This window comes from Rhodocytophaga rosea, from assembly GCF_010119975.1.
Lineage (GTDB): Bacteria > Bacteroidota > Bacteroidia > Cytophagales > 172606-1 > Rhodocytophaga > Rhodocytophaga rosea.
The window spans coordinates 2,749,403-2,762,240 of the sequence record NZ_CP048222.1 but is presented as its reverse complement, the minus strand read 5'-3'; the positions used below and the strand labels follow the sequence as shown (position 1 = coordinate 2,762,240).

Sequence of the window (12,838 nt, the reverse complement as noted above, 5' to 3'; positions counted from 1 at the left end):
GCTGACTAAAGTTATATTTATTACAATCCGTCCACAAGGAGCGTTACATAATAAAAGGCTACCACCGTTGGGCCTGCGATCATCTGGTAATATTTCTTATTGAATACATTATTACCGCCAACCTTTATAAGTAGTTTGGCTGGAACAACTCTGTACATAATCTGGGCATCTATCGTATGATAGGCAGGCACTATTCCGGTGCCCAGAGCCGACTGCCATAAAAACTTATCCTGCCAGTGCCAGTTTACCTGAAATCCTGCGTTTTTAATTACTTCCATATTCCCCAGGCTAAAATTGGTAATCCATTGCGGGGTATTAAAAGCTTCTTCTAATCCGTCATTATATAATTTGCGGTACAGTTTAGCATAACTCACATTGCCAGCTAAGGTAAACTGCCGGAAAAATTTGTATTGTACTCCGAGCGATGAACCATAATTGTATACTGTACCAGTAGAATTAGTCCATAAGCGATATCGGGCTTGTTTTCTGCGGTCATAAAGATCATACTTTACCGAATCGGCTGACACTCCCCGGTTGATAAGTTGGTTTACTTCTACCTGTGCAATAAAATTGTCGTAGAAATTAAAGTAAGCATCCCAATCCAGAAATAAACGCCCATTTAACATAAGGCTTTTATACCCAAGTTCCAGCGAATTGATTCGTTCAGGTTTGATATAATCATAAGTAGATTTCTTAAGTAAACCAGCCTGATTTACTATCGCCTGCGAAAGAGGAGTGCCTTGCTCATTTACCTGTATATTAACGGCCGATTGGAATGCATCAATGGAAGTACGTATATAACTGTCTTCAAAAATGCCATTTGACATCAGTCGTAAACCTCCTACCCGTTTTACGCCACCACTGTTTACATTAGAAAAAGCTTCAAACAATGAAGGAAACCGGTATCCATTCTGATAAGAGGCCCGCAAGTAATGATCTTTGGCCACTGCATACGTGAGAGACACTCTCGGATTGAAGATGCCTTTGAAATATTCATTTTTATCATAACGCAGAGCCGCATTTACCTGCAACTTATCTGATAACACCTTTTTAGAAAGCTGTACAAAACCACCTCCTTTGCGGTACAGCAGATTTTTTGAGGGCTCAGTTGGATTGATAAAATAGTTGCCATCCGGAAAAACAGAATACAGCCGGTAATCAAAGCCTACAAGTAAGGTTGCTACTTTTATTAAAGAAGTCAGGTTGTATTGTCCTTCTCCCTGGAAAAGGCTCGCTTTGGTACGCAGGGCCGCTCCCTGATCCCAGTTATTAATCGTGATAATCTCTCCGGCGGCACTGTCATAGGGCATGGTTCCAGGCGCAAATCTACCCTCATCCGCTATGGAGCGGGCCAGTTGTTGACTTTCTGCCAGGCTATAGCCTGCTTGCTGGCTTTGCTTAAAGCTGTTTGTATAGGCTGCAAACCATATATCATCCGTTTTAAATTGCCTGTCTAAATTTTCGGCCAGCGACCGGATGTTATACGACTCACCAGATAGTTCGTGGGTGTAATACACCCTGAATTGAAAAACGGGGCTTTTTAACTGTACTACTTGCTGGGTAATCAAATAATCATCCAGCTTGAAACGGTTTGTCCTGTGATATACATTATCGAGTTTACCTATTTTATATTGATAGGAAGCTTCCAGACCTTTGGTAATGCGCCAGTGTAAGGAGGCATCTGCTTTTATATTTTCCAGCCTGTAATCAGTAATATCCTTTTCATAGTAGCCTGTGCGGGCAACCACATAATTCTTCCCATTCAAAGAAAGTGTTCTCCGGTTTGAACTTTCGTTACCATAGGAATTCACCGGATCTAGGGCAGGATTTTGTTCATTCTGTAGGGGAATAGAAGCATTGGCATTAGGATTTAAATCTTGCCGCTGGTTGGCTGCCCAATCGTAGCCTTGCATATAGGAAACATTCACCTTAAAGGCAAAATGATCACGAAATGATTTTGCATAGCGAAGTGCCGTTTCCGTAAGCAGACGAGGTTTACTATCCGGGTCATTGATATGGTTAATTCCTGCCCGCTGATATACGCTCAGACCCTGGTAGTCAAATGGATTTTTGGTAAAAAAACTTACCAGCCCATTCAGTGAGTTCATCCCATACAAAGCAGAAGCAGTGCCTGGAATTACTTCAATACGTTCTATATCCAGTTCGGTAGGTCCTATGGCATTGGCAATAGACGCTCCTATCACTGGTGCCTGATTATCTATTCCATCTACCAGCTGTAAAAACCGCACATTGGTAGGATTGGTGAACCCTCTGGTATTGGGTACTTTAAAGCCCAGGCTGGCAGTGGTCATTTGTACGCCTTTTATACTTTCCAGGGCATCAAAAAAAGTCGCAAAAGGCGCATTCCGGATCTGAGTGGCATCCAGTTGCTCAATAGTAATGGCCGATTCTATGCTTTTTTCCTCTAACCGGGTGGCAGACACGACTACTTCATTGGCTAAAAGCGTTTGTGGCATTAAATAAAACACCTGATTTCCGCCTGTAGCAATGAGTTGTTCAAGAGGCTTGAACCCCACAGCGCTTATAATAACGGTAAATGGCAATGAAGGGGTTTCTATTTTAAAATCACCTTTCGTAGTAGCGGCTGTCCCGACGGATGAGCCCTTAATCCGGATATGGGCATAGGGAACCGATTTTTGAGTCGTTTGGTCAAGAATATTTCCGCTTAGAACGATAGATTGCTGAGCTAAGCACGAAAAAGACAACAATAACAAAACTAAGCTTAAGTAGCAGGTAGTAGTGTGCATACAGGAAAATGATTATGCAAGCGATATATACGTAAATATATATCGCCTGCGTAAAAAAACAAGGCATTTCTTTCAGTTTTAAAATAGAAAAACAATTATTTTGTTTTGGCTATTTTTTCATCAGACTATAGAGGTGAACATTGTAAAATTACGAGGTATTATATAACGTACTGAAATTTCCTGCCATTCGTAGCCCATTTACTAACGAGATTACATGTTGATTTACCAACTGAAAATTATAGTAATGCCAGATTAAAATTGGAAAGGCTGACAATCATATAAAAGATAAGTTTATTTAAAAATAGGCCAACCTGTTTAAAGCTTATAGCTGTATAGTGACAATTATAGAGATTACATTCGCCAATTTAGTTGTAATAAGCAGTAATTTTTCATATATTGCCCCTATGCTCAAGAGGCGTTTATTAACATTATCTTTGCTAGTCCCTCTCCTGCTACTGCTTTTTCTAAGTGCAGGAAAAGGTGCAAAAGAGCATGCCTCTTTTTTTCTTAAAAAGGCAGACACACCCTCTAAGGTCTTTCCCACAGATGCAGAGAATGCTACTAAAAGCATTCTATATACAGTTTTTACATTAAGTTTTCCTGATGCGATTGTCTCTTCGGCGGTTTCTTTTCAAGCACACTTTACCGAAGGAATCTGTATTTTTCTCTTAGCCCTCTTTCTACGCTACCAATGCATTGAGATTCACAGCGCATTCACGGCTTTCTTTATCTATTCTTACTTTCGCAAGCTTTTTGGTTCCCTCATTCTAATTAATGCCCCTTAATTTTCTGATAATTAAGGCATACTCTTCAAATGGAATCACTCAACGCATTAATCCATAGCTGAGGGTTAAAGTGTTACTTATTATATTTATATTATAGAGTAGCTATTATCTGAATTTATAATCGTTAGCAGGAAAAATAAAGAGACTATTTTGACTCTTATTGACTTGTTATATTTTTACTTTTAGTTTAAAAGTTGAAATGAGTGTGATTGCAAATTGTTTTCATTTACGTAAGGAGTTTTGGGAGTGCTAATCCAACAATTTGTGAGGGACTTTCTATTAGAATTTAATTTAGCCCAGGTTAAGGAACAAATCAAAAAGACTGGGCTGTCGCAACGTAAAGGGAGTAAATTCAATTCAATAGGAATTAAGCTCTTACTTGCCATATTGTTTATTATCATCTGGTTAGTATTCTGCTGGAAAGTAAAGTATACAGGCTGGAAAATTCTGTTCCGGACTTTATCTTTTAAATACACTATTCAGAAACATGGCTTTCCACTGGTAAGCAGGCGTTATTGAAAAGCAGGTTACAATATTTTGGTTTATTAAAATACGTTTGAGTAGCGTGACTCTCAGCAATACCTATCTGTAATATTCTGTTTTATGGCTCATATTCCCCGATTAATATTAGATCTGGCTTTAATTTTAGGTGCAGCTGGTGCTACCACACTCATCTTCAAGAAGCTTAAGCAACCCTTAGTATTAGGCTATATTTTAGCCGGTGTGATGGTTGGTCCTAACTTTCCTTTATTTCCTACCATTGCTGATTCTGAAACAATCAGGATCTGGGCTGATATCGGTGTGATATTCCTGCTCTTTGGGCTGGGTCTGGAATTTAGTTTTAAAAAGCTGGTAAAAGTGGGTGGTTCTGCTTCTATAACAGGATTGGTAGAAATAGCTGCTATGCTGATTCTGGGGTACCTTTGCGGACAATGGCTGGGATGGTCTACAATGGATAGCTTATTTCTGGGAGGCATTATTGCTATTTCTTCTACCACTATTATTATCCGTGCCTTTGATGAATTAGGGCTTAAAACGCAAAGCTTTGCCAGATTAGTATTTGGAATTCTCGTCATTGAAGACCTGGTAGCTATTTTGTTGCTAGTCCTGCTTTCTACACTTGCAGTCTCCAGGCAATTTGCCGGTGTGGAACTGGTTTTTTCTATTTTGAAACTAAGCTTCTTTCTCACGCTCTGGTACTTGGCAGGCATTTATCTGATACCTACTTTTTTACGTAGAACCAGCCGCCTGATCTCGAATGAAACCTTGCTAATTCTTTCTATTGGCCTTTGTCTGTTAATGGTTGTACTCGTTACACAGGCAGGATTTTCAGCTGCATTAGGTGCTTTTATCATGGGTTCGATTTTAGCGGAAACATTATATGCCGAAAAGATTGAACACCTCATGCAACCGGTGAAAGATTTGTTTGGTGCCATATTCTTTGTCTCTGTTGGGATGTTGATCGACCCTAAGATACTTCTGCAATATGCAGGTCCTATTTTATTGCTTTCCATGGTAGTCATTCTGGGTAAATCCATTCACGTTACGCTAGGCGCCCTTTTATCAGGACAACCCTTAAAGCAATCCTTGCAGACCGGGATGAGTATGACACAAATCGGAGAGTTTTCATTTATTATTGCTACACTAGGGCTTTCCCTGAATGTAACCAGTAAGTTCCTCTATCCCATTGCGGTGGCTGTATCGGCGGTTACTACTTTTACTACGCCCTACCTTATCCGTTTATCTGAACCGCTCTATCAGTGGATAGAAAAGAGGTTGCCAAGGCGATGGAAAAGTTTACTCGATAATTATAGTTCAAGCACCCAAACCATTACAGTTGTCAGCGACTGGCGGGAAGTGCTCCGTACTTTTGCCGGCATTTTAATAACAAATTCGGTAGTAATTATTGGCATTGTCTTGCTCTCTACAAAGATTATCTCTCCTTTTATCCAGGAAAAACTATTTGATAGTCTCTGGACTGAAATATTAACCGCTATTTGCGCCCTTTCATTAATGGCTCCTTTTCTATGGGCATTGTCCGTCCGGAAGATCCGTACCCATTCTTATAACACACTCTGGAAAAATCAACGGTATAACCGGGGACCCTTGGTGGTGTTAGAAATGGGCCGCATTGGCACAGGCATCGTGCTGGTAGGTTTTCTGCTGGATCAGCTTTTTTCGCCTACGGTTGCCCTGGTCGGAGCAATCGTTTTAATAGTGATCGTGTTGCCGGTTTTCACTCAAAAACTTCAGGCCACCTACGCACGTATTGAAAAGCGTTTTCTCTATAACTTACATGCGCGTGAATTTGAGAAAAAGAACCTGGCCAGTAAAAGCCTCCTACCCTGGGATGCCCACATCGCTCATTTTGAGGTAAGTGCAGAATCAGAAGGTATTGGCAGAACGTTAACAGAGCTTTCCTACCGCGAAAAATACGGTGTAAATATTGCCCAGATCGAAAGAGGCAACAAGATCATTCATGCTCCCAGGGCCATGAGCAGATCTTTCCATTCGATAAACTCACCGTAGTAGGAACTGATGAGCAACTCAAGAGATTCAAGCCTGCTATTGTTCCTCCTCAAACAAGCCCTGCGCCTATAGCTCCCGAGATCGTCTTAAAACAACTTATTATAGACCATACCTTTCCGTTTTTAGGGATGAGCATCAGAAATTCTGATATCCGCAATAAAACCCATGGACTAATTGTTGGTATTGAGCGCAATGGTAACCGTATGCTTAATCCAGATCCGGCTACTGTATTTGAGAAAGGGGATATCGTATGGATATCAGGAGATAGTCAGCTGATAAAATCTTTACAGGAACTGGCAGAAACATCGGAAGAACGGGCTCCTGTTCAGTTAATATAATTGAACCTCCTTCAATTGTATTTGAGTTTTTGGTTATGGCTTAGGGTTTCAGTCGGGTTGGGCAGGGAATTTTAACCCTGCCTTCTTGCAGAACCATATGTGAATCTTTAGAGTCATACAGCTCTTCTCATTCATCATGTGATGGTTATTTTACTTTATGATGATTTCCATTTGATACCACATCCGATCGCTTTGGCTGAGGTCTGGGAAACAGGCTTATTGGATAATAGTTCCTCAAGAGCATTTTCTACATACTTCTTCTCTGCCTGCGAGCCATCTCCCGGATTATTATCTATAGCCCCGATATAGGCTAGCTTAAAATCATTTCCTTCTTTGCTTACTATAAACATATGAGGTGTATTAGTAGCTCCGAAAGTACGGGTAACTTCCTGCGTTTCATCTAGCAGATAGGGGAAGGAATAGTTTTTCTCTTTTGCCCGTTTCTGCATTGCTTCAAAGGAATCGCCTCTGGAAAGCGCTATATCGTTGGGTTGAATGGCCAATACTGGATATCCTTTGGGAGCATACTTTTCATGTAGGGCAATGATGCGATCCTCATATAAGTTTGCCATAGGACAAGTGTTGCAGGTAAAGGCGATGATATACCCTTTGGCTTCTTTGTTTCCAAGTAAGGAAACACTTTTGCCATCTACATTTTTCAGCGAAAAATCTTTTACTTTATCCCCTATGCTGTATCCACCTGCTACCCATGTAGCACTGTAAAGAGCTATTGTTACGAATACTAAGGCGATTAAATACGTTGTCTTTTTCATTGGATGCATGGAGTTTATAGGTTAAAGGAATTGATAAGCGTTTCCAGTTCTCCGGCTTTTACTTCATTTTTAATAAAATGGCGGATATTACGGGACTTATTAACGATTAGCGTGATAGGAATAGAACCAGACCATTCCGGCGAAATTTTATCAATCCAGCTGTTGTAGTCGGTTTCATCCAGTAGCAGGACCTGAGATTCAATCTTCCGTTTAACAAGAAACGGCTTTACTTTGGTTTCCAGGTCTTTCTTAAAATCAAGGCTTACCAGCAATACTTTTACCCGTTTTTGAGTATATGCTTTGCCAAGCGATTCAAAATGGGGCAATTCTTTGACACATGGCCCACACCAGGTAGCCCAAAAGTTAACCACATAGGTTGTATCAGATGATCTGCTGAGTATCTTCTCCAGGTCTGGGTATTTGATTACTGACGGCCCTTGGGCATAACTTAGCTCAGACCATAGTAGTAGGTAAAAGAGAAGCAAACCTTTAATTTTCATAGGGATAAAATGAATGTAAACGCTAACAGGTAATTGGTAAACGGCTGTAAGTCATAATCATTGTTTTACATAAAGTTTAAGATAAAAACTAAATTGAAAAAATTCCCGGAGTTAAAACAGGGCAATTCTCATCTTTATCGGCAGGTGCATAACAGGTATAACAATCTGCTGGGTTTCACCCGATATAATAGACATAAAGATTAGCTCAGGCTCTTGCCTGATACTGCTACCTTTTTCATAATGTTCCGGACTCAAAAATCCTAATGAGGAGTGTTTCCTAAGGGCGCAATCTTCGCCTCCGGGCTCAATTGTGTTGCTGGCCCTGCCAATCGTGAGCATCTGATGTTCGACCCCAGCATAAGGTAATTATAGTTTTAGTTAAAAAAGATTGATAAAAAAGTTATCTTCCCTACCAGATGCTCATGTAAGTCGCATCATTCGAATTTGAATGATTTCTAAACATATTATTACTGAGCCGGTACAATCGACCAGCCTACTGTTGTAATACCAGCCTATTTTTTTGCAATTGGTAATCAAACTTTTGGAAGTACCTAAAAATAATAAGTCATGAAGGAGAAGAGAGTACGTCAACTGGCTGCTGTCATGTTTGCCGACATAGTGGGCTATACGGCCATGATGCAACAAGATGAACAATTGGCTTCCAGGCTTAGAGAGCGGCACCGGGAGGTATTTGAGCTACAACACAAACGCTATCAGGGAAAAATCATCCAGTATTATGGAGATGGGGTACTCAGTGTGTTTAAAAGTGCAGTCGAAGCTGCTGAGTGTGCCATCCAGATTCAAAAGTTCTTGCAGGAAGGAGAGCCTGTACCTCTCAAAATTGGCTTGCACGTTGGAGATATTGTCTTTGACGAAACAGAAGTATATGGAGATGGAGTAAATGTTGCCTCCCGCATTGAAAGTTTAGGCATAGCCGGTGCCATTTTACTATCCGGAAAACTAAATGATGAACTGAAGAATCATCCTGCTATTTCAACTACTTCTTTAGGCATTTTTGAGTTGAAGAATGTAGCCAGTACCATAGAAGTATTTGCCATTACAAATGAGGGCATCAAGGTTCCTCTTCTGACGCAGCTACAGGGAAAAGGAGAAATACCAGGCAAAGCCATACCGCTGCTCCCGCTGGTAACAAAGCTTCATATTTCACCTCCCGGTGCCCAGACGCTTCATCGCTCAGAACTCTTTGACAAGCTCGCTACTGGTCTGAAAACAAAATTAATTCTTATTTCTGCACCGGCAGGATTTGGCAAAACAACTCTTGTAAGCGACTGGATCATCCAGCAAAATATTCCTGCCACCTGGTATTCTATCGATAACAGCGATAATGACGTAGCAACATTTTTCAGTTATATAATAACCGCCATTCAAAAGCTACACCCGGCATTTGGCCAACAGGCACTCAAACTGCTGCATTCTCCTAACCAGGTAAGTCAACAGTCGATTATCCAGCTTTTAATTAATGAACTATTTTCTTTTCCTACCCGCTTTTTATTCGTATTAGACGACTTTCATCTGATTAATAATGGAGAGGTTTTAAGTCTGTTTACCTATTTCATCGAGCATATACCTCCTACGATTCAGCTTGTGATCCTGACCAGGGCAGATCCTTTGTTACCCATTGCAAAACTTAGAAGTCAGCATCAACTGACAGAACTACGGTCAGCTGACCTTAGTTTTTCAACAAATGAAATTTATTCTCTGTTTAACCGGAAGCTTAATTTGAAATTAAGTATTTCGGATGTTGAATCACTGGCCTATAAAACAGAGGGGTGGATTGCCGGTTTGCAGCTCATTGCCCTTTCCCTGCGGGGCCGGGAAGATAGCACTGCCTTTATTAGCGCTTTTAAAGGTGACAACCGTTACATTATGGATTATCTCATAGAAGAGGTGCTAAAGCTACAAACAGAGGAAATTAAAGAATTTCTATTACAAACTTCTCTGTTAGAACAGCTGTCCGCTCCGCTTTGTAATGCCCTTCTGGACCGAAAGGATAGTCAATCGGTGCTGGAAATGCTGGAGAAAAATAACATGTTTATCGTTTCCTTGGATGCAGATCGAAAATGGTACCGGTATCATCACCTGTTTGCAGATTTACTCAAACAACGCTTGTTAGAAAAGGAAAAATCTGTTGTCTGGCAGCTGCATACCCAAGCGGGTGCCTGGTTTGAGGAGAACGGGCTATTTCCTTTAGCGATAGAGCATTTGCTCCAGATCAGGAATTATGAGAGAGGCATTGGGTTGCTTTCTAAAATCGCAGAAGATATGTGGGTCAATGGCCAGCATTCTTCCATCATAAAATATGGCGGCTTATTGCCAGATGATGTCATAAAAAAGAATCCTGAGTTTTGTTTATTCTATGCCTGGGTACTCATTAATGCCGGACAAATACAAAAAGCCGCCCCATTTCTGGAGAGTGCCGAAAAGATTACTATGCAGCAGATTGCGGCTTGCCCTTCGGACAAACAGGAGATATTTTACCAGAAAAAATTATTGGGTAAACTAGCGGTTGCCCTGGCTTATCAATATTCCTTTTTGGGCAAGCCGGAAATTATCCTGGAATATGGCCGGATTGCCCTGGAAAATCTTTCAGAAGATGATCCTTTGTGGTTTAGCTGGGGATGGTATGCAGTAGCTAAAGCTCAACTCGCCAGCAATAATATTATCGAAAGCACAGAGGCACTTAAAAAAGCATTGGCATTTGGAAAGAGATCGGGCAATATTTATCTGATTACTACCATTGCGATCAATCTGGGCTATACTGAAGGCCGGCTGGGGCTCTATAAAGTTTCTTATAAAAGAAGCGCAGACCTTCTGGAATTTTTGAAAGAAAATGGATATGGTAATTTAGTAAAAACAGACTGGACGTATGCCGTTTTATTTGCAAATATGGCTGCCATTCAATATTTCTGGGCTGATCTGGAAGGAGCTTCCCAGCATATACAGTTAGCTTATAAGCTATGTATCAAGGAATCTGATATTACTTCCAAAGTATTGGTGCTGGTCGTTTATTCGGTGGTATTGTATAGCCAGGGTGATCTGATGGGGGCAGAAATGAAAATAAAAGAAATGGATTCGATCATCCAAAAAAATAAGGTGAATCCCTTCCTGCAATCCATGTATATCAGCTGGAAAGCAACTTTTCTTATTCTCCAGAACCAGCTGGAAAAAGCCCGGGATTTTTTAGAAATGCATGGCGTATGGACTGGTAAAACCATTTCCTATGCCGAAGAGTACCGCTATATTCCCTTAGCCTTGCTACTAATGGCAGAATATAAACTGGAAGAGGCATTCCGGCTTCTTTCCCAGCTCTATGAGTTGGCCAAAGCTCAAAACCGGATAGAGCGCTTGATTGAAATTAATATTTTCTTTTCGATCATCTATCAGGCGACCGGTGAAAAAGAAAAAGCCATGGATAGTTTACTTGAGTCTCTAGAATTTGCATCTGCTGATGAAATTTTAATGTATCATATCAATTATCTGGATCAGATCAATCCTTTACTTCAGGAAGTATTCAAAAAAGGGATATCAGGAAAAATAAAAATCTCGCAAAGCTTCCTCCATAAACTAAAAAGTGCGATTGAAAAAAGGAAAAATGTACCTTCCGGTAAAGCAGGACTTACCACCCGTGAACGGGAAACCTTGCAATTGATGGCAGAAAATCTGTCTAACCAGGAAATTGCTGATAAATTATTTATATCCTTGAATACAGTAAAAACCCGCTTAAAAGATATGTATGTAAAATTAGAAGTGGACAGCCGCACCAAAGCTGTAGAAAAAGCAAAGCAACTGCGGTTGATTTAAAACATTATTGCCATAGCTTTTATTGTAAAACTAAGATGGAAAATATTCCAATCAGGCATATTCAAGCAACACAACCACAGCCGGCTTTCCCGGATAGTTTTAGCATACGGGATATAGAAACTTTACTTGCCGGGAAAGACATGGTTCAGGCACTTCACAGGCACGATTTCTTCCTGGTTATTGCACTAAATAAAGGTTTGGGTAGTCATGAAATAGACTTTACATCCTACGCAATTTGTGATCAATCTGTTTTCTTCCTGCGTCCTGGACAGGTACACAAGCTTACCCTAGAAGCCGCAAGCACCGGATATATCATGCAATTCAGGGGTAATTTCTATCATCCTCATGAAAAGGCATCCGATCAACTGATGCGAAAGGCTGGTAATCAAAACTTTTATCAGTTTGATGCCTGTAAGTTTCAAAATATACTTTCTATACTCAAGTATATTTTTGAAGAATACACAGATAAGCAAGAAAAGTATCAAGAGGTGATTCAAGCAAATCTGGATATTTTGTTTATTGAACTAATTAGGCACTCCAGCAAAAGCGCCTCTGGTAATACTAGTCTGTACATGCAGCAACGGCTTGAGAAGTTTTTAGAATTGATAGAAACTCATATGGCTAGCCATAAGCAGGTATCCCACTATGCCCGGATGATGAATCTTTCCACCTACCAGTTGAATGCCATCACTAAAACAAGCCTAGGTAAAACCAGTTCTCAGCTTATTGATGACTCCCTTATTTTAGAGGCCAAACGATACCTTCTTGCCACATCTAATCAGGTAAACCAGATAGCGTATGATTTGGGCTACGAAGACATCTCTTATTTTAGCAGATTCTTCAAAAAGCACACAGGCTATTCGCCTGAGACGTTCCGGCAGAATTTTAGATAAATCCTCTACAACTCCATTATTGTCCTAGCCATCCGCCTGTCTCCTGAATTACTTTTGTGTCCAACAAACGCTTTCATAAAAAGTAATTTCTGAGTCATGAAAACCAAAGCTAAGCTATTCGTATGTTTAAAAATCTGGGTGGTCATTTATCCATCCATTACGATATTTCTGTATCTGTTTGGCGAGTCATTATCCATTCTGCCCTTATATCAAAGAACCTTTCTACTAACGATCTCCTTAGTTCCCTGGATTGTTTTTGCCGGTGTTCCTTTTATTGATTTTATCATTCGCCAGATTTCTTTTAAGAATGAGAATAATATAGGATGATGATAAGTTGCAAGCCTATATCAGGCAAAATATATTCGCTTTAGCCACTCTTCATCTACAGAAGTATGTAATAGTATACACAGATAATAGAACATAAACATTT

10 protein-coding genes are annotated in these 12,838 nt (G+C 40.3%); 6 read left to right on the top strand and 4 right to left on the bottom strand.

The window, feature by feature from the left end; all coding sequences use genetic code 11:
- Positions 1-20: 20 nt before the first annotated feature.
- Entirely contained in the window at positions 21-2,768 is a 2,748-nt protein-coding gene (locus tag GXP67_RS11560) for a TonB-dependent receptor (protein WP_162443268.1), read from the bottom strand.
- Positions 2,769-3,172: 404 nt separating this feature from the next.
- Between GXP67_RS11560 and GXP67_RS11555 the strand changes: the two genes are divergently transcribed.
- The 3 genes from GXP67_RS11555 to GXP67_RS37380 all read left to right on the top strand — a co-directional run bounded on the left by GXP67_RS11555 (position 3,173) and on the right by GXP67_RS37380 (position 6,420).
- Positions 3,173-3,553 carry a hypothetical protein gene (locus tag GXP67_RS11555; RefSeq protein WP_162443267.1) on the top strand — a complete coding sequence of 127 codons (381 nt, stop codon included), beginning with the start codon at positions 3,173-3,175 and terminating at the stop codon, positions 3,551-3,553.
- A 603-nt stretch (positions 3,554-4,156) separates the two neighbouring features.
- On the top strand, positions 4,157-6,082 hold the full coding sequence (locus GXP67_RS11550; RefSeq protein ID WP_232065150.1) for a monovalent cation:proton antiporter family protein: 1,926 nt from the start codon (positions 4,157-4,159) through the stop codon (positions 6,080-6,082).
- A 128-nt stretch (positions 6,083-6,210) separates the two neighbouring features.
- Positions 6,211-6,420 (top strand): cation:proton antiporter regulatory subunit, encoded by a 210-nt coding sequence (locus GXP67_RS37380; RefSeq protein ID WP_232065147.1) that lies wholly within the window; start codon positions 6,211-6,213, stop codon positions 6,418-6,420.
- A 155-nt stretch (positions 6,421-6,575) separates the two neighbouring features.
- On the opposite strand, the gene GXP67_RS11545 is transcribed toward GXP67_RS37380, so the two are convergent.
- The 3 genes from GXP67_RS11545 to GXP67_RS11535 form a co-directional block, all read right to left on the bottom strand.
- Entirely contained in the window at positions 6,576-7,193 is a 618-nt protein-coding gene (locus tag GXP67_RS11545) for a thioredoxin family protein (protein ID WP_162443266.1), read from the bottom strand.
- 14 nt (positions 7,194-7,207) lie between these two features.
- Positions 7,208-7,693, bottom strand: coding sequence for a TlpA disulfide reductase family protein (locus GXP67_RS11540; RefSeq protein WP_197901682.1), 486 nt, complete (start codon positions 7,691-7,693; stop codon positions 7,208-7,210).
- 111 nt (positions 7,694-7,804) lie between these two features.
- Positions 7,805-8,032 carry a hypothetical protein gene (locus GXP67_RS11535; protein ID WP_162443265.1) on the bottom strand — a complete coding sequence of 76 codons (228 nt, stop codon included), beginning with the start codon at positions 8,030-8,032 and terminating at the stop codon, positions 7,805-7,807.
- Between the two features lie 228 nt (positions 8,033-8,260).
- Between GXP67_RS11535 and GXP67_RS37375 the strand changes: the two genes are divergently transcribed.
- From GXP67_RS37375 to GXP67_RS11520, 3 genes are all read left to right on the top strand, one after another.
- Complete coding sequence (locus tag GXP67_RS37375; protein ID WP_162443264.1) at positions 8,261-11,515, top strand: winged helix-turn-helix domain-containing protein; 3,255 nt, start codon at positions 8,261-8,263, stop codon at positions 11,513-11,515.
- Positions 11,516-11,550: 35 nt separating this feature from the next.
- Positions 11,551-12,408 (top strand): helix-turn-helix domain-containing protein, encoded by an 858-nt coding sequence (locus tag GXP67_RS11525; protein ID WP_162443263.1) that lies wholly within the window; start codon positions 11,551-11,553, stop codon positions 12,406-12,408.
- A 96-nt stretch (positions 12,409-12,504) separates the two neighbouring features.
- On the top strand, positions 12,505-12,735 hold the full coding sequence (locus GXP67_RS11520; RefSeq protein WP_162443262.1) for a putative antibiotic biosynthesis monooxygenase: 231 nt from the start codon (positions 12,505-12,507) through the stop codon (positions 12,733-12,735).
- Positions 12,736-12,838: the final 103 nt, after the last annotated feature.